We start from the raw sequence: 24,581 nt of genomic DNA on the forward strand, positions 1-24,581 counted from the left end.
CGGGCTCCGGGACGATCACTTGCTCCGGTAGACGCGCACGTAGTCGAACTCGGCGTTGACGGCCGGCTGCGCGCCTCCATGGGCGACCAGGCCGATCCGCGGCGCCGTGTCCTTCGGGAACGTCCACACGCCGGCCCACGTCCACGTCTTGCCGTCGCGGCTGGAGCCGGCGCGGAACTCGTGCTCGCCGTTCGCCGGGTCGACGTGGTGCGCGAGCCTGAGCCACGTGGTCTTCGCGGGCGGGCCGGCGATGTTGCCGCCGTACGACAGGCGGCCGGCGAACGGGAGCTCCCTGCCGTACTCCACCTGGCGGGTGTTCCAGATGGCCACCTGGCAGAGGCGGGCGAAGTCGTCGTCGGAGACGTACGCGACCAGACCGGCCTGCTGGTAGTTGCGTACCGTGTCCTCGCCCAGGTCGAGGGTCACCTTGGTCTCGACGATGTAGTCGCCCTCGGGCGGGGTGCGGAGCAGCACGCCGGCGGTGTTGGCCGTGCCGACCAGGTCAGATCCCTGGACCGGCCAGCGGAGCACGCCGCCGGTGACGCGGGCCGAGGTGTCCTCGCGTACCCACTGCCAGCCCTTGCCGTCCTCGCTGCCGAACTCGTCGGCGTCGAGCAGCGTGCCGGGGCGAGGGACCGCCGCCGGGCGGGTGACCGGGGTGAAGAGCCGCGCCACGCTGACGTTGTCGAAGTCGGCCGTGCCCTCGGCGACCAGCCCGAACGTGCCGGACAACGGGACGGGGGAGTGGAGGGCCACGGTGGCGCGCGGGTCGCCGAGCCGATCGGCCGAGCCGACCTGAGCGCTGATCGTCCGGCCCTTGACCGTGACGGCCAGGTTGCGCCAGGTCGCCGCGCCACCCGGCAGGGCGGCCGTGCGCCGGGCCCCGCCTGCGGTCACGACCAGCTCGTCGCCGGACACCAGCACGGTCGCCCCGCCGATGCGCAGGCCTCCCGACCGGCCGGTCACCCGGAGGTCCGTCTCGGCACGCAGGTCGCCGCTGACGCCTCGGCGGGCAATCAGCGTTGCAGCCTTGCCGTTTCCGGTGCCATGCCGGGCATATCCATCCTGTACGGTCCAGCCGTCGGAGCCACGCCATCCCGACAGATCACCCGTGAAACGCTCGTCCACGGTCCCGCGCGTGACCGGCGCTTCTCCCGACCGCTCCGATGGCCCGGCGCCCGCCCGCACCACCGGCCAGTCGTCGATCCAGTCCAGCCGGTCCAGCAGCATGGGCCGCTCGTTGATCCCGTAGGGCTCGTCCAGGAACGGATCCGCCCGATCGATCGCGTGGTACAACATCCAGTCCTGCCCGGACAGGTCCGTCAGCTGCGAGTGATGGCCGGTCCCGATCCAGCGGTTGCCGTTCTGATCCAGGACGGGGGTGCCGCCGGCACGGGAGGCGAGCAGCGGCTGCCCGTCGCGATCGACGAACGGCCCGCGCGGGCTGGTGGCTCGCCCGGCCAGGACCGAGTATCCGGTCGTGGGTCCGGCGCAGCAGTTCGCGGACGAGGCCAGCAGGTAGTAGAACCCGTCACGCCGTACGACGTACGCGCCCTCGAACTTGTTGTCGATGGCCACGTGGGTCGGCTGTCCCACGGTCCGCAGCCCGTCAGGGGTGAGCTCCGTAACCCACAATCCCCCGAAAAATCCGCCAAAGTAGAGATATTTTCGCCCATCCACGTCCGTGAACTGCGCCGGGTCGATCGTGTTCCAGTACGAGTCCCCGGCCGGCCGCGGCGGCACCACGGGAGCGGCCTGATGCGTCCATGGCCCGGTCGGCGACGGCGCCGTGGCGACCCCGATCGAGAAGTCCCACGGATGCGGGGTGCTCGCGGTGTTGGTGACGGTGAAGTACATGACGTACCGCCCGTCGAGATACCGGACCTCCGGCGCCCACAGCAGGCTGCCGGGCGCGGCGTACGGCGGCAGGTTGTCCTCCCCGAACGCGTCACCCACGTACGTCCACTCCACGAGATCGCTGGAGCGGGCGATGGGCAGCCGGTGGTGCCTGCCCTCCCCTTCCCGTAGCGGATCGGAGGTTCCGTAGGAGTACCAGTAGCCGTCGAGCCCGCGGATGACCGCCGGATCGGCGAAGGTGTCGGCGAAGCCGGCCGACACGGGGTTGGCGTACGAGGAGGAGGGACCGGACAGTAAGGACAGGACCAGCGAGGCAACCGCTGTGATGCGCATGTATCAGCCCTTCAGCCCACTACGGGAGATGCCTTCGATGACGTAGCGCTGCGTCAGCGCGAACAGGATCAGCACCGGCACACTGGCCAGCACGGCCCCCGCCATGATCACCGGATAGTCGATCGTGTACGCGCCCTGCAGGATGGACAGCCCGGGCGGCAAGGTGAAGTAGTCCGGGCTGAAGATGACGAAGATCGGCCAGATGAAGTCGTTCCAGTTGCTCAGGAAGCTCAGCACCGCGAGCGTGGCCAGGGCGGGCTTCGACAGCGGCAGCGTGATCCGCAGGAAGATGTGCCAGTGGTTGGCCCCTTCCATGAGCGCCGCCTCGTCCAGCTCCCGCGGCAACCCCAGGAAGAACTGCCGCAGGAAGAACACCCCGAACGCACCCGCCGCCCCCGGCACGATCAACGCGGTCAGGCTGTCGAGCCACCCCAGCGCGTCCACGATGAGGAACGCCGGAATAAGAAAGACGAACCCCGGCACCAGCAGCGTCCCCACGATGACGCCGAACATCAGCCGCTTGCCCCGGAACTCCAGCCGGGCCAGCGCGTACGCGGCCAGCGACGACACGACCAGCACGAGCAGCATCTGCCCGGTCGCGGCGATGAGGCTGTTGGCGAACCACCGCAGCACCGGCGTCTGCGTCGTGCCCTCGAACAGGGTGCCGTACGCCCGGGCGGTCGGCTCGGCCGGCCAGACCGTGGGCGGGACGCGGGTGGCCTCGGTCTGGCTCTTCAGCGAGGTGCCGAGCGCCCACAGCAGCGGCGCCACGAATACCACCGCCAGCGCGACCAGGACGGTGTACCGCCTCATGATCGCCCCCGGAACAGCCGGAAGTTGATCACGCTGACCACGATCAGGGCGAGCGTGAGCACGTAGCTCATGGCCGAGGCGCTGCCCATTTTGTACTGACCGAGGCCCTGGTCGAGAATGTACACGATCGCGGTCCTGGTCTCGCCGCCCGGCGCGCCCTGGGTGAGCAGATACGACTGGCCGAACATGTTCGCCGAGGCCAGGATGGTCGTGGTGATCACGAACAACATGACGGGCCGCAGCCCGGGCAGCGTCACGTTCCGGAACTCGGCCCACCGGCCGGCCCCGTCCACCTTGGCGGCGTCGTACAGGTCGCGCGGGATGTCCTGCATGCCCGCCAGATAGATCACGCCGTTGAACCCCAGCGTCCACCACACGGTGACGCCGACCAGCGCGACCCACCCCCACGGCAACGACGTCGTCCACGCGATGTCGGTGCCGAGCAGCCAGTCGACGAGTCCAAGGTTCGGATCGAGCAGCAGCCGCCACATCAGGCAGACGACCGCGACCCCCAGCACGTACGGCGCGAAGAACAGCCCGCGGAAGAACGTCCTGCCCCGGAAGGACCGGTTGAGCAGCAACGCGACCCCGAGCGGCAGCACCACCAGAAACGGCACGCTGAACAGCGTGAACAAGCCGGTGGCCCGCATCGACATCCAGAAGTCGGCGTAGACGGCCGAGGCGGGATCGAAGAGCGCGGTGTAGTTGTCCAGCCCCACGAACGGCCTGCCCTCGAGCAGGAAGTCCCAGTCGTGCAGGCTCACCCATACGCCGTAGATCGCGGGCGCCAGGACGAACACGCAGAACAACACCAGGTACGGGGCCATGAACAAATACGGAGTGGCCCACCCCGACCAGGCGACGGGCGTCGCCGCCCTGGCCGTGGAGGCCTTCGCGGTGAGCGTGGCCATCAGGCGCCGTACTTCTTCCGGTTCTGCTCGAGGATCTTGTCCGCTTTGGCGGACGCCTCGGTGAGCGCGTCCTTGGGGCTCTTCTTCAGCAGGATCGCCGCGTTGATGGCCTGGTCCACGACGGCGGAGGCGTCGCCGATGCCGGCTACGGACGGCAGGAAGTACAGGTTGTCGATCTGGGAGCCGATGGCCGCCTGCTCCGTGAGCGCCTGGAACTCGGCGCCGTCGCGGATGGACTTGCGCGCCGGCACCTGCCCCGCCTTGGCCCATTCGATGGAGTGTCCGCTGATCCAGTTGATGAAGACCTTGGCCGCGGTCAGCTTGTTCTGATCGGATGTGCGCTGCTTGAAGACCACGAACTGGTGGGAGCCCGCCCAGGCGGCGGGTTTCGTGCCGATCTGGGGGAGTGGCGCCACGCCCCACTCCAGGTCCTTGACCGCGCGCAGCGTGTTGATGGACCAGATGCCGTTCCAGTTGAAGGCGTTCTTGCCGTTCTGGAGGGCGATGAGGTCGGCGTCCTGCCCCACGTTCTTGGGGCTGTAGCCCTTGTTGACCAGCTCGACCAGCCAGGTCAGCGCCTGCACACCGGGCTCCTCGGCGAAGCGGGAGACGCTGGCGTCGTCGGCGAACAACTGCCCGCCGTGCTGGTAGAGCAGGCTGCCGAACTGCATGCTGCCGGTGAACGGGAACGGCGTCGCCCAGTGCCCCTGGATGCCGGCCTTCTTCAGCGCTTCGAGCGCGGCCAGGTATTCCTCGCCGGTCTTGGGCGGGTTGTCGGGGTCCAGCCCGGCCTTGGACAGGACGGTCTTGTTGTAGAACATGCCGAGCGGGTGCACGTCGAGCGGAATGGAGTAGCGAGCGCCCTTGTAGACGCCGGCCTGCCAGACCGGCGGGGAGAAGTCGGCCTCGGTCAGCGTGAGTGCCGTGGCCACGTCGTCGAGGGGCAGCACCACCTGGCGAGCGGCGTTGGTGGCGACGCTGTCCACGTGCATGATGCCGAGGTCGGGGCCCTGGCCGGCGGCCACCGCCGCGGGGACCTTCGCGTAGTAGTCCGCCCACTGGTAGACGTTCATGGTCACTTTGATGGTGGGGTGGGCGGCGTTGAACTGCTCGATCAACCGCTTCATGAACGGGCCGTCGCCGCCGGTGAAGCCGTTCCAGAACGAGAGGGAGACCGCCGGGCCCGTGTACGTCGTCGGGGCCGCCGTCGTCGCCGGCTGCTGAGCGGCCTGTCTCGGCCCGCCGCCCCCGCCGCAACCGGTGAGAACGAGGGCTCCGAGGCCGAGGCCGAGCGCGCGTCGCCGGGTGAGGTTGTCCAGGGACATCTGCATCACACTCCTGACCCATATGGTGATGCCTCGTTCTACATCGTTGTATCTAACGTTGTAAACAGCGCCGCCGGGGTTCGTTACAGCGTTGTAAACCGGGCCCGTCCTCTGCCCGCGCGCATGCCGGACACCGCCGTGAGCAGCCCATCGGGGGCGGGGACGTGCCGCCAGGGGGCACGAGAGGCCGGGCGAGTGGCTAGGGGGAGGTGGTTTCGCGGGCGAGGAGGCGGTGAGGGGCGCAGAGCTCCTGGGGCGGTGGCCCGGAGATGCCGGCCAGGCGGGTGGCGAGGAGATCGACGGCGGATTCGGCGATGTGGGTCTTGTCCGGCGCGATCGTCGACAGGCTGGGAGTGGAGAAGCGGCCGTCCTCGATGTCGTCGAACCCGATCAGCGCCACGTCCTGTGGCACCCGCACCCCTCTGGACAGCAGCGTGCGCAGCGCGCCCAGCGCCAGCGTGTCGTTGAAACAGAAGACCGCGTCGGGCGGCGAACCCGACTCGAGCAGCCGCGCCATCGCGGCCGCCCCGTCCGAGCGGTGGAAGTCGCGCACGTACGCCACCGCGTGCGCCGTCAGCGAGGAGTCGGCCAGCGCGCTCTGGAACCCGCGCAACCGCTGCTTGGCCGTCATGGCCGAAGCCGAGCGCTGGGCCCCGATGGCGGCGATGCGGCGGCGGCCGAGCTCGATCAGGTGTGTCGTGGCCAGCCGCGCCGCCGCGATGTTGTCCACCGCGATGTGGTCGAGCCGCGAGCGGCCGACCCGCTCGCCGAGCAGGACCATCGGCGTGTGGTCCGTCCTGGCCGCCAGATCGGCGCGGGTGAGCGCGAGCGGGCTGAACAGCAGGCCGTCGATGAGCTGGGCCCTGATGCCCGACACCACCAGCAGCTCCTTGGCCCGCTCGCCCTGGGTCTGGTCGATGAGCACGGTCCACCCGTGCCGGTCGGCCGCCTCGATCACCCGGGTGGCGAGCTCGGCGAAGTAGGGGATGGACAGGTCGGGGACGGCCAGCGCGATCACGCCTGATCGGCCCTGGCGCAGGTTGCGCGCCGACAGGTTGGGCCGGTAGGCCAGCTCGGCGATCGCCGCCTCGACCTTGGTACGGGTGTCGTGGCTGACGTGCGGGTAGCCGTTCACGACGTTGGAGACGGTTTTGACGGACACTCCGGCGTGCTCGGCGACGTCCTTCAGCCGTGGCCGCATGATCCCCCCTCTCCAGCTCGGAAAGCACTCTACAGCCAGATTTCCAACGATAGAACAATGGCCATTTACAACGTTGCATACGACGTTGTAGAAGTGGTGGGACCCGCACGCGTGAGGAGCCGCCCTGTGAAGAACGCACGACTGACCCTCGATCCGGCCTTCGAGATCGCTCCCGTGAACCGGCGGCTGTTCGGCTCATTCGTGGAGCACATGGGCCGCTGCGTCTACACCGGGATCTTCGAGCCGGGACACCCGCGCGCCGACGAGCACGGCTTCCGCACCGACGTCCTGGAGCTGACCCGCGAAATGGGCGTCAGCGTGGTGCGTTACCCGGGCGGCAACTTCGTCTCCGGCTACCGCTGGGAGGACGGCGTCGGCCCCGACCGGCCCACCCGGCTCGACCTGGCCTGGCGGCAGATCGAGACGAACCGGTTCGGGCTCAACGAGTTCATGACCTGGACCAGGAGGGCCGGGGTCGAGCCGATGATGGCCGTCAACCTCGGCACCAGGGGCATCCAGGAGGCGTGCGACCTGCTGGAGTACGCCAACCACGCGTCCGGCACGCACTGGTCGGACCTGCGCGTCAAGCACGGCGTCGCGGAGCCGTACGGGATCAAGCTCTGGTGTCTGGGCAACGAGATGGACGGGCCCTGGCAGATCGGGCACAAGACCGCGGAGGAGTACGGCCGGCTGGCCAACGAGACCGCCAGGGCCATGCGCCTGGTGGATCCGGGGGTCGAGCTGGTGTTGTGCGGCAGTTCCAACAGCCAGATGCCCACGTTCGGGGCGTGGGAGGCGACCGTGCTGGAGCACGCCTACGACGCGGTCGACTACCTCTCGCTGCACGCCTACTACGAGGAGAACGGCGACCTCGACAGCTTCCTCGCGGCGGCGGTCGACATGGACCGCTTCATCTCGTCGGTGGTCGCGACCGCCGACCACGTCCGGGCCAAGCTGCGCAGGAACAAGTCGATCAAGTTGTCGTTCGACGAGTGGAACGTCTGGAACCAGTCCCGCTTCGAAGGACGTGAGCAGGGCGACTTCGACGAGGCGCCAGAGCTCATCGAGGACACCTTCACGGGCGCCGACGCCGTGGTGGTCGGTGACTTCCTCATCACGCTGCTGCGCCACGCCGACCGGGTGAGCGTGGCCTGCCAAGCGCAGCTGGCCAACATCATCGCGCCGATCCGCACCTCACCAGGAGGTCCGGCCTGGCGGCAGACGATCTTCCACCCGTTCGCGCTGACCGCCCGCCACGCTCGTGGCACCGTGCTACGGGTGGAGCCGCGCTCGCCCCTGCTGGACACCTCCAGGTATGGCGAAGCGGCGCAGCTGTCCAGCGTCGCCACCCTCGACGAGGAGGGTGTGACGGTGATCGCGGTCAACCGAAGCGCCCACGAGGAACTCGACCTGACCGCCGACCTGCGCTCCGCCGGTCCGCTCCGGGTGGCGGAGACACACCTGCTGGCGGCCGGCGCCGACCCGCATGCGACCGAGGTGGCCGTCGTCCCCCTGACCAACGCACGGCTCGACGGGGGAGAGTTGCGTGCCGTGCTCCCGGCCGCGTCCTGGAGCCTGATCCGTCTCACCTTCCCCAAGGACTGAGATGCCGGCGCCGGACCGCTGCAAGCCGAGGTCAATTCCCGCGCAAGGCGCCGTCTTTAGCGTCGGGGTGTGTCCAAACGACTGATTCTTCTCGGCGGCGCCGCCCTCGCGGCGGTCGCAAGCCTGACGCTCGCCTCCGTCAATCCCGCCTCCGCTGCTTCCGGCGCTCCTGCCGCGGCCGGGGCGCCCGCGCCCGGCAAGGTGGCGAACAAGCTGTTGCGCGCCTGGCTGGCCGCGGACCGCACGGCTGCCGCCAAGGCGGCCACCCCCGCGGCGGTGAACACGATCTTCACCTATGCCTATCGCGCCCCCGACCGTTTCGGCGGCTGCTCCGGCAACGTGTGCCGGTTCGTCCACACCAGCGTGCGGGTGCCCGGCGGGCTCGACGGCATCGCGATGGTCGTGACCGGCTCGAAGGTCACCAAGGTCTACCTGTCGCGGCACGTCGTCACGCCGTCCAAGGTGGCCGCGCACCTGCTCGCCGCCTGGAAGCGGGGCGACCGGTACAGCGGGCTCGAGGTCGGCAGCGTGGGGGCGGTGAAGACGCTGTTCAAGGTGAAGTACGACCCGCACGGCGTCACCCACTACTTCCAGGGCTGCAGCAAGGAGCCGAAGGGCTACTCGTGCGCCTACTCCTACGACGGCGGTGCGATGGTGATGCACGTGCGCGGCTCCAAGACCACCGGCTACGAGGTCGGCTCGATCACCTACATCGCTGACTGACGGCCGGCACAACCCGCCCTTGCCCGCGAAGGGGGAGGCGCCGGCACGCCTAGCGGCCCTTGTGGAGGAAGGCGGTCAGGCGGTCCCACGGCCACGTGTTGATCACGTCCTCCGCGGTGAGCCAGCCGCGCTGGGCCGTCCCGATGCCGTAGCGCATGTTGGCCAGGTGACCGACCGCATGAGAGTCGCTGTCGACGGCGAACTTCACGCCGTACCCATGCGCCTGCCGGATCAGGTCGGCGGCCAGGTCCAGGCGGTCGGGGAAGGCATTGATCTCCAGCGCGGTACCGGAGCGCGCGCAGGCCTGGAAGACCTGATCCCAGTCCACCTCGATCGGCGGGCGGTGGCCGATCAGGCGGGCGCTGGGATGGCCGATGATGTGGACGTGCGGGTTCCGCGCGGCGCGTACCAGCCGCCGGGTCATCTTGGCCCGCGGCAGGTCGAAGTGGGAGTGCACCGAGGCCACGCACACGTCGAACCCGGCCAGCACGTCGGACGGCCAGTCCACCTGGCCGTCGGGGCCGATGTTGAGCTCGACGCCGTGCAGCAGCCGCAGCCCGGACGTGCCCTCCAGCGCGCGCAGCCGCTCGCGTTGCGCGAGGGCCTTGTCCAGAGTCATGCGCTGCATGTACAGGTCGGGCCCGTGGTCGGTGACGGCGTAGTAGGCGTACCCGCGTGCGGCCGCGGCGGCGACCATGTCCTCGAGCGAGGCGTGGCCGTCGGTGAGGTCGGTGTGGGTGTGCAGGTCCCCGCGCAGGTCCTCCTCGGTGACCAGCTCGGGCAGGTCTCCGGCCAGCGCGACCTCGATCTCGCCGGTGTCCTCGCGCAGGGTCGGCGGGATCCACGGCAGGCCGAGCCGCTGGTAGACCTCCTCCTCGGTGCGGGAGACGATCTTCTCATCGGTGACGGCGTCGAACAGGCCGTACTCCGACAGCTTGAGCTTGTGGTGCTGGGCGATCTCGCGGGTGCGGATGTTGTGCGCCTTGGCGCCGGTGAAGTACTGCACGGCCGCGCCCCACGCGTCCGGCGGCACGACGCGGAGGTCCACCTGCAGCCCCTGGTCCGTGCGGAGCGAGGTCTTCTTGTCGCCGCGTACGATGACCTCGGTCACGCACGGTAGCCCGGCAAAGGCGTCCATCAGCACCTTCGGCCGGTTGGACGTGGCCAGGACGTCGATGTCGCCGATGGTGTCCTTCATGCGGCGCAGTGACCCGGCGTAGCCGCAGCGCCGGCAGCCCCCTACGTCCTGCAGCGCCGCCACGATGTCCTCGGCCAGCGGCATGGCCACGCCGATGTGGACCCGCCGGCCCGCCTCACGCAGCAGGGCGATGCCGTGCAGCAGGTTCTCCTCGGTCTTGGCGCCGAATCCCGGCAGGTCCCGCAGGGCGCCCGCGGTGATCGCGGACTCCAGGCTTTCCGGGGAGTCCACGCCCAGGCTCTCGTGCAGCACCATCGCCCGCTTGGGGCCGAGCGCGGGGATATGGGTGAGTGCGCGGACCCCGGCGGGAATGCGGGTGCGCAGCTCCTCGAGCTTCGGCATAGTGCCGGAGCGCAGGTATTCGGCCACTTTGGCGGCGATCGACTCGCCTACGTTAGGGATCCGCCGCAGCGCGCCGGCGTCGTAGCCGGCGATGTCGTCCGGATAGGCGCCCACGGACCGGGCCGCCTTCTGGTAAACGCGGACCTTGAAATCCTCATGACCGGTGATGGCGAGCAGATCAGCGTACTCCTCCAGCACGGCGGCCACGTCGTCGTTGGTGCGTGCCATCTCGCATCATCCCCCACACACCCCCTATCCCGAAAACGCGCCGGCTATCCGACTGAGCCGTCAGCCGTCAGCCGTTCTCCTCCACCCGCACCGTGCCCGCGGTCCCGTCGATCGTGATCAGCTGACCCGTCTTGATCTCGTGTGTGGCGTTGCGGACGCAGATGACCGCTGGGATGCCGTACTCCCTGGCCACGGTGGGACCGTGTGCCACCGGCGAGCCCGTCTCGGTCACCAGTCCCGCCGTCGTCATGAACAACGGGGTCCAGCCGGGATCCGTCGTGGGGGCCACGAGGATCTCGCCCGGCTCGATGTGCGCGCCGGCCGGGTCGCGGATCACCCGCGCCCTGCCGGTCGCCCTGCCGGCGGCCCCTGCCATCCCGGTCAGCACCCCCTCTTCCACGGGTCCCTGCGGGGCGAGCGCCTCCACGTCGGTCCCGTCCGACAGGAGGGCTCCCGGGACGGTGGGTCGCCGCAGCTCCCGCTCGTACTCGGCGCGGCGCGCCGCGACCAGATCCCGATGGTCGGCTCCCTCGTGTACGGCGGCGCGGGCCTCGAAGAGGTCGAGGAACATGATGTCGCCGGCGCGCTCCAGCAGGCCGCGCGCGGCCAGGTCGGTTCCGATGAGCAGGAGTTGCCGCCGCGCGCCCTGGATCGCCGGCAGCCAGGCGAACTTCCCGATCTCCCGGAGCCCGGTGAGCTTGCGCGAGCGGCGCATCAGGAACGTCGCGAGCCGCCCGCGTACCGGTCGCGTGCGCCGCGCTCGCCGCGACAGCGTGTCGATCATCTGCTCCGCCTTCTGGGCGGCCTGCTCGAACCGCCGGTCGGGCGCCTGTTCGGGGTCGTCCACGCGAAGGTAGTTGGCGATCGTGGCGAAGAGGGGAGCGGGGTCCTCCTCCCAGCGGGGCATGCCGACGTCGATCTCGGCGGCCGCGCGTATGCCGTATCTGTCGAGAAAGCCGGCCATCCCGATGTCGGGGAGGTCCTCCGCGTGATACCTCGCGGCGAGTTCCGCCGGCGGGGTGCCGAGGAACAGGTCGCGGTGGTCCCGCGCGTGAACCGCGATCCTCCAGAGGGCGAGGTCCATCTCCGTGGTCACGTTGTAGGGCATCCCGCCGAGGACGACGTCCAGCTCGTCGTCGGCGGCGACGCCGTCGAGCAGCCCTGAGGGCGCCGTGCCGGCGATCATCCCGGCTATCAGCGGCCACACCAGCCGCAGCATGCCGGGACCCATGACCGGCTTGTGGGAGTCCTCGATCACCCAGCGGAGCCGCTCGGCCGACGTGGCCGGCTCGGCCGGCGGCGTGATCTGGCGCCTGATCTCCGCCACGGCGCGATAGGCCCTGGCCCGGGCCGTGTCCGGACGCGCCAGGCTCCTGACGATGCCGGCGATCGCGCGGGGCGCCAGCCGTGCCGTCATCTTCACGGCATTGCCGAGATGGAACGGCAGGCCGGGCCGCGGGGCGAACCGCGGATCGTCCAGCATGCGCTCCACGGCGCCCTGCACCCGCGGGCCGTACACCTGCAGAGAAGTCCCCAGCCGCCTCCGCATCGACGTGTTGCGCATGAAGTCGGTCAGATCGAAGTAGAGCCGCCCGCCGATGGGGATCAGCCGAGGCAGCGGATCGCGCGGATCGATGGAGGCGCCCATCTCCGTGAACCACATGCCCGACCCCGTCTTGAGCAGCGACACCCCCATCGGCGTGGTCGGCCTGAGCATCCCTTGGAGGTGGCCGAACTCGAGGTAGAGCCGCATGTCGCCGGTGTCAGGCGGGGCCGGGAACAGGGTGGTGATCGGCCGGGACTGCAGCAGCCACAGCGTGCCGTCCGCATCGATCGCCCACTCGATGTCCTGCGGCGAGCCGAAGTGCTCTCCCAACCGCCGCCCGGCGTCCCGCAGCTCGTCGAGTTGCGCCTCGCCGAGGCATCCGTCGCCGTTCGGCACGGCCGGCGCCTGGTGACCGAAGACGTAGTGGTCGGGGACGACCGTGCCCTCGACGATGGCGGTGCCCAGCCCGGGGGCGGCGTCGACGACCATCTCGGTGCGGCAGCCGCTGATCGGGTTGGCGGTGAACAGCACACCCGCGACCACGGGGTCGATCATGCGCTGGACCACCACGGCCATGGAGGCGTCCGCGACGCCCGCCGTGGCGCGGTAGGCCACGGCCCGTTCGGTGTGCAGGGAGTCCCAGCACCTGCGGACCGCATCGATGAGCGCATCGGCGCCTTCGACGTTGAGATAGGTGTCCTGCTGGCCGGCGAAGCTGGCGTCCGGCAGGTCCTCGGCGGTGGCGCTGGAACGCACGGCCACGCGCCCGCCGCCGAGCCGCGCGTAGGCGGCGATCAGCTCACTCTCCGGGAGATCTCTGGAGGTGTAGGACTCGACGGTCAGGCAGAAGCCGTCCGGAACCCGCTCACCCGCCTTGATCATCTCGCCGAGCCCGGCGGCCTTGCCACCCACGAGATCGATCATGGAAGAGTCGATCTCAGATAGATGGATGAGTTTCATCCCGTATCCTCCTCGCGGCCTCTGCGTAGATCTCCAGTGAGCGGAGGACGACCTCCCGCTCCTCCTCCGTGAAGTGATTCCAGAGCGCCATCTGCACGTCGACCCGGATCTCCAAGCTCCTGCGCAGCAGCGCTGCCCCCTTCTCGCTCTGGCGAACCCTGCGCACCCGGCGGTCCGCCTCGTCCTCGTGCCGCTCGGCCAGCCCGCGCCGGACAAGCGAGTCAACGAGGCGGCTGGTCCACGAGACCGAACGCCCGATCAGGGCGGCCAGCTCCTTGACGGTCGGCGCGGTGTCCCGGTCGAGCACCTGAAGCACGACGCGATCCAGCACCCGCAGGTCGTCGCCCTCGTACATCCGCGTCAGCGACGGCAGCAGGTCGCGCTGCATCGAGGTGGTCACCTCGATCAGGCGTTGCCGGAAATTCATGTGCTCACCCACACTGGTTGCTATCTAGCAACTAAATTAGCCCACCGGCGGGCTTCCTGGACCGTCTGCCCATGCGCTTTTTTCAGGGACATTTGGAGCTTCAGCGGACCGCAGGCTGCGGGGAGCTCTGCGTCAACGCGGCTGAGCGGCCGCGATGACGCCCTTCACGGCCTGGTCGACCCGTGCGGCGGCCTGTTCCGGATCCGGCTGACCGGAGTCGAGCCAGGCGATCACGGCCTCGATCGTCAGCGTGGGGATCAGACGGGAGGCCCACTCCAGCCAAGGACCCGCGGGGACGCGTTTGGCCAGGTTGCTCCGGGCGATCTCGGCCGAGGCCGTCGTGATCGAGTCGATCAGCTCGCGGAACTCCGGCTCCCGCGCCGCGTGATGGAACAGCAGCCGGAAGGCGTCCGGGTCGGCTGCGGCGGCACGCAGGAGCGACGGAATCGAGGTCTCGTCGAAGTCGTCTTCGCCCACGGTCTCGACCAGCCGCTGGCACGCGCGATCCAGCACGGCGCGGTAAAGGTCGGCCTTCGAGTCGAAGTGCCGATACAGCAGCGCCCGCGTCAGGCTCGCCTCCCTGGCGACGTCGTCAAGGCTCGTGGCGGCATAACCGGAGCGGGCGAAGGCCTGCGTGGCCGCATCGAGAATCTGCTCCCGCCGCTCTGTCCTGCGCAGCCGGCGCACCGGTGTCTGCCCGCTGGTCGACGTCATCTCGTCCTTTCTTGTCGAATCCACAGTCTACAAGTAGCTTTGTATACATAGAAGTCTACAAACCTCCGTCTACCAAGGAGATCAGCATGACGACTGCTTTCCAGCTGCCCTTCGAACAGCCGGGACCGTTGCAGCCGGCACCGCTCCTGCGCCGGCTGCAGGAACAAGGGCCGATCCACCCCATCCGCACCGCCGTCGGTGATCCGGCCTGGCTGGTCACCGGATACGAGCTGGTGCAGGCACTGCTGGACGACGACCGCCTCGGCCGCTCCCACCGCACGCCCGAAACGGCGTCCCGTACGGGCAAGTCGGCTCTCTTCGGCGGGGCGCTGGGCGGCTTCGACACCGAACAGGCCGATCATCGGCGGATGCGAGCGTTGCTGCAGCCGCACTTCTCTCCCAAGCGGATGCGGGCACTGCGCCCCCGGGTGGAGGCCCTGACCAGCGCGCTCCTGGATGAGCTGGCAGCCCAGGAGCCGCCCGCCGACCTGCACGGGGCGCTGGCGGTGCCGCTGCCGATCGCGGTGATCTGTGAGCTGCTCGGGGTCCCGTACGACGACCGGGCGCAGTTTCGCACGTGGACCCAGGCCGCGGCCGACGTCACCGATCAGGCGCGCTCCGAGCAGGGGCTGGCCGAGCTCTTCGGTTATGGCCAGCGGCTGGTGGCACGCAGGCGGCGCGAAGGCCGGATCAACGACGGCGAAACGGATGTGATCAGCCGCCTGGCCATGACCGAAGGGGTGAGCGACGACGAGGCGGCCATGATGGGCATGTTCCTCCTGTTCGCCGGCCACGAGACCACGGTGGTCGCGATCGGCATGGGTGTGCTGTGGCTCCTCGCCAACCCTGACCAGTGGCAGGCGCTCATAGCCGACCCGTCCGGGATCGACGTGGCCGTGGAGGAGATTCTGCGGGCCCCAAGGCTGGGCGGCGGTGGCATTCCCCGCTACGCCCGCACCAGCATGGAAATCGCGGGTGTGCGCATTCACGAGGGAGACCTGGTGCTGCTGGACACCGGCGCGGCCAATCACGACGCCGGGGTCTACACCGAGCCTTACCGGTTCGACATCGCCCGCCGGGAGGCCGGTCATCTCAGCTTCGGCCACGGCGCCCGATATTGCATCGGCGCCCCGCTGGCCCGGCTGGAGCTGGGCGTCGTGTTCTCCCAGCTCATCGCCCGCTTCCCCACGCTGACTCTGGCCGTAGGCGTGGAGGAGGTGCATGTCGACCCGCGGGTGCTCACCGCCGGGCTGACCGCACTTCCGGTGAGCTGGTGAGCGCCGTGACACCGGCACGCATGAGCCGCCCGTGAACGCGTGAAATCCGCGGATTCAGACGTTGATTCACGCGACACGACCCCGAGGGTCGAGCTGTCGGTGAGCCAGCCGGAGGATTCCGTCGGCCCCGTCCAGGTGATCGTCTTCGACCAATTCCGCGAGCGCAGCACCGGCCTGGCCGCGTGCCCGAACGACGTCACCCTGCTGGACGGAAACGAATTTCCCTTCCCCGATCAAGGCGCCATTCCGCCGGGCAGCACTGTCAAGATCCGCTTGACGCCAAGGGCTCAGAATGTGCTGAACATCAACTCGGCGACCCTCAACCACATTTCCACGCTCACGTCCCCCGATACCGACGACGGTGGCCGCGACGGAGACGCCGACGCCGGCGGAGCGCCGCAGGGGCACAAGCACGAGAAGCATGCGACGTACGAGGACGAGCACGAGAATCCCACGCTTCACGGGCTAGCATGATCACCATGCCGTCTCCATCGCGTCTCGAAGAAGCGCAACGTCTCCTTGGGCAGATGGATCCCAGGCGAGAATCAGGTGCCTGAACGGCAGCTCCCCCGGAAGGAGAACTTCATGATCGACACTGACGTGCCGCACTCCGCTCGCATCTGGAACTACTGGCTGGGTGGCAAGGACAACTATGAGGTCGACCGGATCGCGGGGGAGGAGTACAAGAAGATCTTCCCCGAGGTCGTCGAGCTCGCCCGGGCGTCCAGGGCGTTCCTTGCCCGGTCCGTCACCTACCTGACCGAGGAGGCGGGCATCAGGCAGTTCCTGGACATCGGCACCGGCCTGCCGACGGTGGACAACACCCACGAGATCGCCCAGCGCATCGCCCCCGAGTCGCGGATCGTCTATGTCGACAACGACCCTTTGGTGCTGGTCCACGCCCGTGCCCTGCTGGTCGGCGCGCCGGAGGGCGCCACCGACTACATCGACGCGGACGTGCGCGACACCGAGACCATCTTGACGACCGCCGCGAAGACGCTGGACTTCGGCAAGCCCGTGGCGCTCAACCTCAGCGGCATCATGGGCCACATCGCCGACCTGGACGAGGCTTTGTCGATCGTCGCCCGGCTGATGGGCGCCTTGACGCCGGGCAGCTATCTGGCACTGAACGACGGCACGAACGTCCACAGCGCCGCGGGGGCGGAGGCTCAGGAGCAGTACAACGACAGCGGCGCCGTGGCCTACATTCAGCGCACTCCCGCGGAGATCGCACGCTTCTTCGACGGCTTGGAGCTGGTCGAGCCGGGCGTGGTGACGGTCAACCACTGGCGCTCGGACGGCCGTGAGCTCGACGCCTACGGCGGGGTCGGCCGGAAGATGTGAGCACTGTGTGGGTGCCGGGAATGACCTTCATCCGGCGGGCCGGCGCGTGGCCATGCGCGCTTCAGGCTCGCCGGACGGCCGTCACGGTGTCCAGGCTGGATCGCGGCCGATCATGCCGAGCAGGCGGTCGAACTGCGGGGCGTCGTCCGCCACGGCCACCGGCGGGCCGAAGGCGCCGCGTTGCCTGCCCATCTCCACCATCTGCGCGGTGAAGTCCATAGCCTGGGAGAGCGCCGCCGGGTCCGGCTCGTACTCCTGCCCCGTGGCTCTGGCCAGATCCCAGGCGTGCACCACCATGTCGACGAGGTACATCTGGGCCAGCGCGGTCATCGGCAGGCCCATGGCGGGGCTGGTGCCCTCCCACGCCTCGCGCCGCGACCAGGCGCTCAGCATGCGCTCCGCGCGCTCGGGGAAGTCGCCCGCGTAGGGCCCCTGCTCGATGCTCGGCCCTTTGCGACCCAGCGACTCGAACATCTCCGCCACCCACTCGAGGTGGTTGATCAGGTCCTTGACGTCGAACTTGGCGCAGGGCGTCGAGAGCCCGAACTGCTCCGGACGCACCGCGCGCACCACTCCCGCGGTCCGTTCGGCGGCGCGCGTCATCAGCGGCATCATGTCTTCCATGGCAGCCATCGTGTCCCGCCAGCCCTCGGGGCGGCTTGTAAAAACGCGACAGCGCGGCTGGGTCAACCCATATGCGGGGCTCAGGGCCTTCGATTACGTCCGGCAGGCGCCATCGCCCGAGATTTCGGCGTATGTGGAGCACTTCTGGGTTGTCACGTGGACCGACCTCGCCGAGCCGTACGAACAGCGCATCGTCTCGCACCCCACCGTCAACCTGACCATCACCGAGGACTTCCACCAAGTCGCGGGAGTGATCAAGGGAGGGTTCTCCTACACGATGCGGGGCAGCGGCCGCGCGCTCGGCACGCGCTTCCGCCCCGGCGGCTTCCGGCCGTTCCTCGGCGGCCCGGTGTCCGAGCTGACCGGCCGCTTCACGGAAATCGGCGAGATGTACGGCGCGGCGGGCGCGACCCTGGTCGAACAGGTCGTGGCCGAACCCGACGCCAGGGCCGCCATCGCGCACGTCGAGACGTTCCTGCTGAGTCTCGGGCCGGAGCAGGATCCGCTGACGGACGAGGTCGCGGCACTGGTGGCGATGGCGGAGAACGACGTGTCCATGACCAGGGTCGATGAGCTGGCCGCCCGATCAGGGCGGTCGGTGCGCTCGCTGCAGCGGCTGTTCCGGGAGTATGTCGGCATCGGCCCCAAGTGGGTGATCCGCCGCTTCCGGCTGCACGAGGCCGCGGAGCGGGTCTACCAGGGCCTCGACCTCGCCACGCTGGCCGCCGAGCTCGGCTACACCGACCAGGCTCACTTGACGCGCGACTTCACCGCCGCGGTCGGCATGCCACCCGCGGCCTACGCCCGGCTCAGAGATCAGGCCTGAACCCCACGTCCACTGATCACGGCGACCTGGCGCCTCCACGTGGCGAAGAGCGTCACCGTGGAGTCGATCATCTTACGGTGAGTGGTTAAGCTGCGTCACGGTGAGATCGCGAGCGGGCGACTGCGAGGTGACGGGGTGGCGGGAGAGGCGGCGCGGCTGCTGGTGCGGTTCGGCCGCCGGTACGCGGCCGCCGTGCGCCTGGCGACGCTCGTCCCCATCTGCGCGATCGCCCTGTTCCGCGCCCCGCCCGAGCATTTGACGGCCACCGCGGTGGCTGCCGGCGTCGCGGCGGCCTGGACCTGCGGATATGCGTGGTGGCTGCGGGCGGGCCAGGGGACCGCGCCGGTCGCCCTCGACGTGGTCGTCCTGCTGGGTCTGTGCGCGAGCATCTTCTGGACTGACGCCGTCGAGGACCGCAACACCGGGTGGCTGCGGCTCCTGATCACTTTCGCCTGCGTGACGTGCCAGTGGCACACCTCGCCGCTCGCGGGCGGCGTGGCGGCGGTGGCGGCAGGAGGCGGTGCGGTGGCCCTCCTCACCGCGGCGGGAGCGGTGCAGGCGGACAGCACCCTGGTCACAGGGGTGATGTGGGCGATACCGGCCGCCGCGCTGTCCAGAGCGGCCTGGGTGCTCGTTCACCGCGCCGCGCAACGGGCCGACCGGATGGCGGCCGAGGCCGCGCGGGCACATGCCGAGTCGCTGGTGGCCGCGGCCGTCCGTGCCGAGGAGCGTGAGCTCGCCAACGCGTTGCACGACACCGCGGCGACGACCCTGCTGATGGTCGGGATCGGGCAGGTGCGGTCGGACGCGGACTGGCTGGCGCCGCAGGCACGCCGCGATCTGGACAGGCTGCGCTCCGACGACGGGCGCGCGCCCCGGCACGCCGACCTCGTCGACCTATTACGGGCCGACCTCGACGCCGTGCAGCTGACCGTGGAGTTCGACGCCCCGGCGCGGCTGCGGCTTCCGTTCGAGGTCGCCAGGGCGATCGCCGACGCGGCGCGGGAGTCCCTCACCAACGTGCGCCGCCACGCGGGCACGACCCGGGCGACGGTCCGGCTGCGCGGGGACGCCCGGTCGCTGCGGCTCGACATCGCCGACCAGGGCAGGGGATTCTCGCCGGAAGACGTATCGGCCACCCGGCGCGGCCTGCGCGAGTCCGTGCGCGGCAGGATGAGCCGCCTCGGCGGCACGGCTACGATCACGTCGGCCGAGGGCCAGGGCACCCTCGTACGGCTGGAGTGGAGCGCCGCCGATGACTGACGTCGTGGAGGAGCGGGCGCGGGCGCAGCTGGGGCACGGGCTGCGGATCGCGACGCTGCTCGTCGCCGCGGCGACCGTGTTCGTGCTCGGCCTGGCTAACCTGCTGCCCCGCCTGGACGTCTATGAGTCGGCGCCGGCGCAGCTGGCCGCCTTCGCCGCGCTGGGGTCCGTGATCGTCGGCGAGGCTGTGCTCCTCGTCCGGGGGCGGGCATGGGGCCGGCTGCGCGGGCCCGCCATCGCCGTGGTGCTCGCCGCGTCCGCGCTGTCGTATGCGACCCTGCCGGACGGGCGCACCTCGAGCGGCACGGACTGGATCTTCGGTGCCGCCAACTGGGTGGGCGTCGTCGTGCTGCTCGACCGTCCACTGCGGTCTGCGGCGGCCTTCCTGATCGCCCACGAGCTCACGGCCCTGCTGCACCTGCTCCTGTTCGACGACCCCAGCCGGCCGGCGCTGGCCCGGTTCGCCACGGGCTCGGTGAGCGTGGTCGGCTTCCCGCTGTGCATGGCCGTGGTGGCGGCCGTCCTGCGCCGCCTCAGCGCGGCCGCTGCGACCTCCCGCAGGGAGATCGAGCGGGTACGCGTCGCCGAGGCCGTCGCGGCGGAGTCCCACCGCCGCAGGCGGCAGCGCTTCGCCGAGCTGTCCGTGGCCACCGTTCCGCTGCTCGAAGGACTCGCCGACGGCTCGCTGTGCCCGGAGGACCCGGAGGTTCAGCGGCGCTGCGCCATCGAGGCGGCCAGGATGCGGCGGCTGTTCGCCGAGTCCGACACCGTCGAGAATCCCCTGCTCCACGAGCTGCGCCACTGCGCCGACGTGGCCGACCGCAAGGGCGTCGTGGTGGAACTGGACGCGCGCGGCCGATGGCCCGCGCCGCCCGTGGCCGTACGGCGCGATCTCACCGAGGCGGTGCTCACCGTGCTCGCCACCGCCGCCTCACGGGCGCGGGTCACCGTCGTGGGCGGTGCGGACCTGGTGTCGGTCAGTGTCGTCGCGGACTGCGGCGAGGTGGACGTGCCGAGCCCGGCGACACCGGGCGTACGGGTCGAGGCGTTGACCAACGACGACACGGTCTGGATGGAGGTCACATGGCAGCCGACGCTGCAGCGGACGAATTGATCACTGCGGTGATCGTGGATGATCACGCGGCCATCGCCGCCGGCGTCCGCTCCTGGTGCTCTGAAGCCGTGCCGCCGATCCATCTCATCGACGCGGGGGACCGGCTCGGCGACGTCTGGACCGGACCGGGCGCCGCCGCCGACGTGGTGATCTTCGACTTGGAGCTGGTGCCGCGCAGACCGGACTTCGGCGAGCTTCGCAGGCTGGTCGACAACGGCAGGCGCGTGATCGTGTATTCGCAGCACACCGACGATGCGATCGCGATCAAATGCGTCGATCTCGGCGCGCTCGCCTACCTGACCAAGCGCGAGGGACCCGACCATCTCGTACCGGCCATCCGGGCGGCCGCGCGGGGCGAGCCCTACACCGCGCCGTCGCTGTCCGGCGCGCTCATCGCCGACGACACCCCCGGCCGGCCGCGGCTGTCCCAGCGCGAGACCGAGGTGCTGCGGGCGTGGTTCGTGTCCTCGTCGAAGGACCTGGTCGCCGCGAAGCTCAACATCACCGTCAAGACCGTTGACACCTATATCGCGCGTGTACGGGTGAAGTACGCCAATGTGGGGCGGGCGGCCCGTACCAAGAGCGAGCTCGTCGGGCGTGCCCTTGACGACGGACTCATCACGCTCGCTGAGCTCAACGAGACGGCGTCCCCGTTGTAGGGCGTTCACCGGACACCGGCGGGCCCTTGGTCTTCGTAGAGTGGCGATCGGTCGCGGCCAAGCCGCGCGCGTGCCCGCCAGGGGTGGCGGGCGATGACACCTCGGCGCAGCTCCGCGGCGGTTCACAGGGCAGGGAGATGCCTTTGCCGCGCAGGAGAACAAGGGGAGCGCTCCCGATGGAGCTGGACATCAAGATTCTCGGCCCGTGGCAGGTGCTGGCCGGCGGGGAGCCGCTGCGGCTGACCGGGCAGCGGCGGATCGGGGTGCTGGCCAGGCTCGCGATCAGCGCCGGGCAGCCGGTCACCGCGAAACAACTCATCACTGACGTGTGGGCGGAGAGCTGGGCCGCGACCGCCGACAAGCAGCTCCATATCGTGGTGTCGAAACTCCGGGAACTGCTCGCGCCCCACGCGGGCAACGAGATCATCGAGACCGTTCCCGGTGGATATGTCCTCACCCTGCCCCGCGACAACATCGACGCTCACCTGTTCACTCGCCTGGTCCGGCGGGCACGTGCCGCCAGGACACAGGAGGGTACGGCCGCCGCGGACAGCCTGTTCCGGCAGGCCCTCGCCCTGTGGCGGGGCACGGCGCTCGCCGAGGTGAGCGCGCCGTGGGCCCAGATCGAGTCCGTCCGGCTGGAAGAGGAACGCCTGGCGGCCTTCGAGGACCACGTCGACCTGCGCCTGGCCACCGGCGGTCACCACACGGCGGTGCCCGACCTCGTGCCCCACGTCGAGGCCAATCCCTTGCGGGAGCGTCCACGTGCTCAGCTCATGCTGGCGCTGTATCGGGCGGCCCGTCCGTCGGAAGCGCTCGAGGTCTATCAGGAGGCCCGGCGCGTCGCCGTCGCCGAACTGGGCATAGAGCCGGGTGCCGAGCTGCAGAGGCTGCATCGCGCCGTGCTGGCCGGCGATCCCGTGCTCGACCTGGCCTCGCCCGCGCAGGAGACCGTGCTCGGAGATCCGATCATCCCGGCCGAACTGCCCGCTGACACGCAGGCGTTCACCGCCCGCACCGACGAGGTCGCCTGGCTGCGCGAGGTGCTCACCCGACCCGCCCAGGGGATGCCCGCCGTGGCCGCCATCGACGGTCCCGGCGGCATCGGCAAGTCCGCGCTGGCCGTCCATGCCACACACGCCATCGCCGACCGGTTCACCGACGGAGTCGTCTACGTCAACCTGCAGGGAGCCACCACGGGGCTCACGCCGCTCTCCTCGATCGAGGCGCTGCGGCGGCTGCTGCGCTCGCTGGGGCTCGACGGCGCCGCCGTACCAGCGGAGCCGGACGAGGCCGCGGCTCGCTACCGCTCGCTCACCGCGGCCTGCAACCTGCTCGTCATTCTCGACAACGCGCGCAACGCCGCACAGGTGCGCCCGTTGATCCCGACCGGAGCGGACTGCGCCGTCGTCATCACCAGCCGCGATGTCCTCGAGACCCTGGAGAACGCGCACCACCTGCACCTCGCCGGCCTTGCCGACGCCGACGCCGCCACCCTGCTGGCGCGCACCGCGGGACCGGCACGCGTCCAGGCCGAGCCGGAGCCGGCAGCCCAGATCGTCCGGCTCTGCGGTGGACTGCCGCTCGCCGTCCGCATCGTGGGCGCCCGGCTGGCCTCCCGTCCCGGCTGGACCCTGGCCTGCCTGGCCGAGCGGCTGGCCGACGCCCCGCGCCGCCTCGATCTGCTCCAGTACGCCGACCTGGCCGTACGCGCGGGCATCGCGCTCAGCCACCAGCACCTGCGGGAGGAACCCACCGGCCGGGACGCGGCGCGCCTGCTGTCGCTGCTCGGCCTGCTCGACACGCCCACGCACACACCGGCGGCCGCCGCCGCGCTCGCCGGCTGGCCGGAACACCGGGCGGAGGCGGCCCTCGACCGCCTCCGCAACGCCGGCCTCCTCGAATCGGCAGGCTCCCGCCGCTACCGGCTCCACGACCTCATCCGCCTGTACGCACGCGAACAGGCCGGCCACGAGATCCCCGGGCCCGACCGCGCCGCCGCCGTCCACCGTGCCCTTCACCATTGCCTGGGGACCGCCATCACCGCCGGTACCTGCCTCCACCCCGCGAGCCGGGATCTTCCTGGCATCAAGGCGGACCGGCCGAGAGTCCCTCATGCTCCTGCGGGACGCGCGTCTGCGCACGCGTACGGAGGTGGCCGAGGCGGATCATGAACCTGCTCGGAATGCGCCGCCCATGACGTTTGGCGACGACGTCGGCGCCTGGCAGAGTGATCCTGCCCGGGCCTGACCGTCACCGCCCATCCGAAGACACCGCGCACGAGGAGCACGCATGACCACCGCACTCCCGGTCACCCTGGACGACGTCCACGACGCCGCCGCCCGGCTCAAGGGCGTCGCCCACCGCACGCCCGTCCTGCGCTCCCGCACGCTGGACGCCCTGGCCGGGGCGGAGGTCTTCGTCAAGTGCGAGAACTTCCAGCGCATCGGCGCGTTCAAGTTCCGTGGCGCTTACAACGCCGTCTCCCGGCTCTCACCCGAGCAGCTGGCCAGGGGCATCGCCGCCTACTCCTCCGGCAACCACGCCCAGGCCGTCGCCCTGGCCGCCCGCGAGCTGGGCAGCACCGCGGTGATCGTCATGCCCGAGGACACGCCCCGCTCCAAGGTGGAGGCCACCGCCGCGTACGGCGCCGAGATCGTCACCTATGACCGCTACACCGGCGACCGGGTGGCCATCGGTGAGGCGCTGGCCGCCGAGCGCGGGCTGGCGCTGATCCCTCCCTACGAGCATCCGCACGTCATCGCCGGGCAGGGCACCGCCACGCTGGAGCTCCTCGAGGAGGTCGGCGAGCTGGACGCGCTGCTGGTGCCCGTCGGCGGCGGGGGCCTGATCGCGGGCAGCGCGACGGCGGCCAAGGGCCTGCACCCCGGCATCCGGATGATCGGCGTCGAGCCCGAGGCGGGCGACGACACCAAGCGGTCGCTGAGCGCGGGCCGGCGGGTGTCGGTCCCCGTCCCGCGCACGATCGCCGACGGCCAGGCGGCGGAGATCCCGGGCGAGCTGACCTTCTCGATCAACAGGCATCTGGTCGATGAGATCGTGCTGGTCTCCGACGACGAGATCCGGGAGGCGATGCGGATGGCGTTCGAGCGCATGAAGATCGTCATCGAGCCGAGCGGCGCCACCCCGCTGGCCGCGTTGCTGGCCGGCCGCCTGGACCGCGTGCCGCCCCGGATCGGCCTGATCGTCTCCGGCGGCAACATCGACGTCCGCCGCTTCGCCGAGCTGTGCGCGGGCCTGCCTCAGGGATAGACCCGCCGGTTGGCGTGC

Annotated in this window: 21 protein-coding genes; 11 read left to right on the top strand and 10 right to left on the bottom strand. The window is 70.3% G+C overall.

Annotated features, from left to right (window positions below; translation table 11 throughout):
• Nucleotides 1–15 precede the first annotated feature (15 nt).
• The 5 genes from ACTWQA_RS12845 to ACTWQA_RS12865 form a co-directional block, all read right to left on the bottom strand.
• Nucleotides 16–2,190: a family 43 glycosylhydrolase gene (locus ACTWQA_RS12845; protein ID WP_443159450.1), complete on the bottom strand. Its 2,175-nt coding sequence runs from the start codon at nt 2,188–2,190 to the stop codon at nt 16–18.
• Between the two features lie 3 nt (nt 2,191–2,193).
• Nucleotides 2,194–3,003 (bottom strand): carbohydrate ABC transporter permease, encoded by an 810-nt coding sequence (locus ACTWQA_RS12850; protein WP_443159451.1) that lies wholly within the window; start codon nt 3,001–3,003, stop codon nt 2,194–2,196.
• Nucleotides 3,000–3,914, bottom strand: coding sequence for a carbohydrate ABC transporter permease (locus ACTWQA_RS12855; protein WP_443159452.1), 915 nt, complete (start codon nt 3,912–3,914; stop codon nt 3,000–3,002). The genes ACTWQA_RS12850 and ACTWQA_RS12855 overlap by 4 nt, the downstream gene beginning before the upstream one ends.
• Nucleotides 3,914–5,245 (bottom strand): ABC transporter substrate-binding protein, encoded by a 1,332-nt coding sequence (locus ACTWQA_RS12860; protein ID WP_305921986.1) that lies wholly within the window; start codon nt 5,243–5,245, stop codon nt 3,914–3,916. The genes ACTWQA_RS12855 and ACTWQA_RS12860 overlap by 1 nt, the downstream gene beginning before the upstream one ends.
• A gap of 193 nt (nt 5,246–5,438) precedes the next feature.
• Nucleotides 5,439–6,440, bottom strand: coding sequence for a LacI family DNA-binding transcriptional regulator (locus tag ACTWQA_RS12865; protein WP_305921987.1), 1,002 nt, complete (start codon nt 6,438–6,440; stop codon nt 5,439–5,441).
• 126 nt (nt 6,441–6,566) lie between these two features.
• On the opposite strand from ACTWQA_RS12865, the gene arfA reads away from it, so the two are divergent.
• Entirely contained in the window at nt 6,567–8,045 is a 1,479-nt protein-coding gene (arfA, locus tag ACTWQA_RS12870; RefSeq protein WP_443159453.1) for an arabinosylfuranosidase ArfA, read from the top strand.
• A 69-nt stretch (nt 8,046–8,114) separates the two neighbouring features.
• Entirely contained in the window at nt 8,115–8,768 is a 654-nt protein-coding gene (locus tag ACTWQA_RS12875; RefSeq protein WP_443159454.1) for a hypothetical protein, read from the top strand.
• A gap of 49 nt (nt 8,769–8,817) precedes the next feature.
• Here the strand turns inward: ACTWQA_RS12875 and polX are convergent, their stop codons facing one another.
• The 4 genes from polX to ACTWQA_RS12895 form a co-directional block, all read right to left on the bottom strand.
• Nucleotides 8,818–10,536, bottom strand: a complete 1,719-nt coding sequence (gene polX / locus ACTWQA_RS12880; protein WP_443159455.1) for a DNA polymerase/3'-5' exonuclease PolX — start codon at nt 10,534–10,536, stop codon at nt 8,818–8,820.
• Between the two features lie 67 nt (nt 10,537–10,603).
• Nucleotides 10,604–13,042 carry a PEP/pyruvate-binding domain-containing protein gene (locus ACTWQA_RS12885; RefSeq protein WP_443159456.1) on the bottom strand — a complete coding sequence of 813 codons (2,439 nt, stop codon included), beginning with the start codon at nt 13,040–13,042 and terminating at the stop codon, nt 10,604–10,606.
• Entirely contained in the window at nt 13,020–13,469 is a 450-nt protein-coding gene (locus ACTWQA_RS12890) for a MarR family winged helix-turn-helix transcriptional regulator (RefSeq protein WP_443159457.1), read from the bottom strand. The genes ACTWQA_RS12885 and ACTWQA_RS12890 overlap by 23 nt, the downstream gene beginning before the upstream one ends.
• A gap of 132 nt (nt 13,470–13,601) precedes the next feature.
• Nucleotides 13,602–14,183, bottom strand: coding sequence for a TetR/AcrR family transcriptional regulator (locus ACTWQA_RS12895; RefSeq protein ID WP_443159458.1), 582 nt, complete (start codon nt 14,181–14,183; stop codon nt 13,602–13,604).
• Between the two features lie 86 nt (nt 14,184–14,269).
• Between ACTWQA_RS12895 and ACTWQA_RS12900 the strand changes: the two genes are divergently transcribed.
• From ACTWQA_RS12900 to ACTWQA_RS12910, 3 genes are all read left to right on the top strand, one after another.
• A complete protein-coding gene (locus tag ACTWQA_RS12900) occupies nt 14,270–15,460 on the top strand; it encodes a cytochrome P450 (RefSeq protein ID WP_443159459.1) in 1,191 nt (396 codons plus the stop codon).
• 99 nt (nt 15,461–15,559) lie between these two features.
• Entirely contained in the window at nt 15,560–15,934 is a 375-nt protein-coding gene (locus ACTWQA_RS12905; RefSeq protein ID WP_443159460.1) for a hypothetical protein, read from the top strand.
• Between the two features lie 111 nt (nt 15,935–16,045).
• Nucleotides 16,046–16,804 carry an SAM-dependent methyltransferase gene (locus tag ACTWQA_RS12910; RefSeq protein WP_443159461.1) on the top strand — a complete coding sequence of 253 codons (759 nt, stop codon included), beginning with the start codon at nt 16,046–16,048 and terminating at the stop codon, nt 16,802–16,804.
• An 81-nt stretch (nt 16,805–16,885) separates the two neighbouring features.
• Here ACTWQA_RS12910 and ACTWQA_RS12915 read toward each other — a convergent pair whose 3' ends face one another.
• A complete protein-coding gene (locus ACTWQA_RS12915) occupies nt 16,886–17,428 on the bottom strand; it encodes a TIGR03086 family metal-binding protein (protein ID WP_443159462.1) in 543 nt (180 codons plus the stop codon).
• Here ACTWQA_RS12915 and ACTWQA_RS12920 point away from each other — a divergent pair.
• From ACTWQA_RS12920 to ACTWQA_RS12945, 6 genes are all read left to right on the top strand, one after another.
• Nucleotides 17,427–18,254: an AraC family transcriptional regulator gene (locus ACTWQA_RS12920; RefSeq protein WP_443159463.1), complete on the top strand. Its 828-nt coding sequence runs from the start codon at nt 17,427–17,429 to the stop codon at nt 18,252–18,254. The two genes, ACTWQA_RS12915 and ACTWQA_RS12920, sit on opposite strands and share 2 nt — an antisense overlap.
• Before the next feature lie 81 nt (nt 18,255–18,335).
• Nucleotides 18,336–19,517: a sensor histidine kinase gene (locus ACTWQA_RS12925; RefSeq protein ID WP_443159464.1), complete on the top strand. Its 1,182-nt coding sequence runs from the start codon at nt 18,336–18,338 to the stop codon at nt 19,515–19,517.
• Nucleotides 19,510–20,631 carry a hypothetical protein gene (locus ACTWQA_RS12930; protein WP_443159465.1) on the top strand — a complete coding sequence of 374 codons (1,122 nt, stop codon included), beginning with the start codon at nt 19,510–19,512 and terminating at the stop codon, nt 20,629–20,631. Before ACTWQA_RS12925 ends, ACTWQA_RS12930 begins: the two co-directional genes overlap by 8 nt.
• On the top strand, nt 20,601–21,290 hold the full coding sequence (locus tag ACTWQA_RS12935) for a response regulator (RefSeq protein ID WP_443159466.1): 690 nt from the start codon (nt 20,601–20,603) through the stop codon (nt 21,288–21,290). Before ACTWQA_RS12930 ends, ACTWQA_RS12935 begins: the two co-directional genes overlap by 31 nt.
• 176 nt (nt 21,291–21,466) lie before the next feature.
• Entirely contained in the window at nt 21,467–23,464 is a 1,998-nt protein-coding gene (locus ACTWQA_RS12940) for a BTAD domain-containing putative transcriptional regulator (RefSeq protein WP_443159467.1), read from the top strand.
• 118 nt (nt 23,465–23,582) lie between these two features.
• Nucleotides 23,583–24,563 (top strand): threo-3-hydroxy-L-aspartate ammonia-lyase, encoded by a 981-nt coding sequence (locus ACTWQA_RS12945; protein WP_443159468.1) that lies wholly within the window; start codon nt 23,583–23,585, stop codon nt 24,561–24,563.
• The last annotated feature ends 18 nt before the right edge of the window (nt 24,564–24,581 follow it).

Source organism: Nonomuraea sp. 10N515B (genome assembly GCF_052245915.1).
GTDB lineage: Bacteria > Actinomycetota > Actinomycetes > Streptosporangiales > Streptosporangiaceae > Nonomuraea.

What these genes read in the sequence shown, in the direction of transcription:
- ACTWQA_RS12845 (WP_443159450.1), bottom strand. Translation starts at nt 2,190, where the DNA reads ATGCGCATCACAGCGGTTGCCTCGCTGGTCCTGTCCTTACTGTCCGGT.
- ACTWQA_RS12910 (WP_443159461.1), top strand. Translation starts at nt 16,046, where the DNA reads ATGATCGACACTGACGTGCCGCACTCCGCTCGCATCTGGAACTACTGG.
- ACTWQA_RS12865 (WP_305921987.1), bottom strand. Translation starts at nt 6,440, where the DNA reads ATGCGGCCACGGCTGAAGGACGTCGCCGAGCACGCCGGAGTGTCCGTC.
- ACTWQA_RS12900 (WP_443159459.1), top strand. Translation starts at nt 14,270, where the DNA reads ATGACGACTGCTTTCCAGCTGCCCTTCGAACAGCCGGGACCGTTGCAG.
- ACTWQA_RS12885 (WP_443159456.1), bottom strand. Translation starts at nt 13,042, where the DNA reads ATGAAACTCATCCATCTATCTGAGATCGACTCTTCCATGATCGATCTC.
- polX (WP_443159455.1), bottom strand. Translation starts at nt 10,536, where the DNA reads ATGGCACGCACCAACGACGACGTGGCCGCCGTGCTGGAGGAGTACGCT.
- ACTWQA_RS12930 (WP_443159465.1), top strand. Translation starts at nt 19,510, where the DNA reads ATGACTGACGTCGTGGAGGAGCGGGCGCGGGCGCAGCTGGGGCACGGG.
- ACTWQA_RS12945 (WP_443159468.1), top strand. Translation starts at nt 23,583, where the DNA reads ATGACCACCGCACTCCCGGTCACCCTGGACGACGTCCACGACGCCGCC.
- ACTWQA_RS12890 (WP_443159457.1), bottom strand. Translation starts at nt 13,469, where the DNA reads ATGAATTTCCGGCAACGCCTGATCGAGGTGACCACCTCGATGCAGCGC.
- ACTWQA_RS12855 (WP_443159452.1), bottom strand. Translation starts at nt 3,914, where the DNA reads ATGGCCACGCTCACCGCGAAGGCCTCCACGGCCAGGGCGGCGACGCCC.
- ACTWQA_RS12850 (WP_443159451.1), bottom strand. Translation starts at nt 3,003, where the DNA reads ATGAGGCGGTACACCGTCCTGGTCGCGCTGGCGGTGGTATTCGTGGCG.
- ACTWQA_RS12935 (WP_443159466.1), top strand. Translation starts at nt 20,601, where the DNA reads ATGGCAGCCGACGCTGCAGCGGACGAATTGATCACTGCGGTGATCGTG.
- ACTWQA_RS12920 (WP_443159463.1), top strand. Translation starts at nt 17,427, where the DNA reads ATGGCAGCCATCGTGTCCCGCCAGCCCTCGGGGCGGCTTGTAAAAACG.
- ACTWQA_RS12860 (WP_305921986.1), bottom strand. Translation starts at nt 5,245, where the DNA reads ATGCAGATGTCCCTGGACAACCTCACCCGGCGACGCGCGCTCGGCCTC.
- ACTWQA_RS12915 (WP_443159462.1), bottom strand. Translation starts at nt 17,428, where the DNA reads ATGGAAGACATGATGCCGCTGATGACGCGCGCCGCCGAACGGACCGCG.
- ACTWQA_RS12940 (WP_443159467.1), top strand. Translation starts at nt 21,467, where the DNA reads ATGGAGCTGGACATCAAGATTCTCGGCCCGTGGCAGGTGCTGGCCGGC.
- ACTWQA_RS12895 (WP_443159458.1), bottom strand. Translation starts at nt 14,183, where the DNA reads ATGACGTCGACCAGCGGGCAGACACCGGTGCGCCGGCTGCGCAGGACA.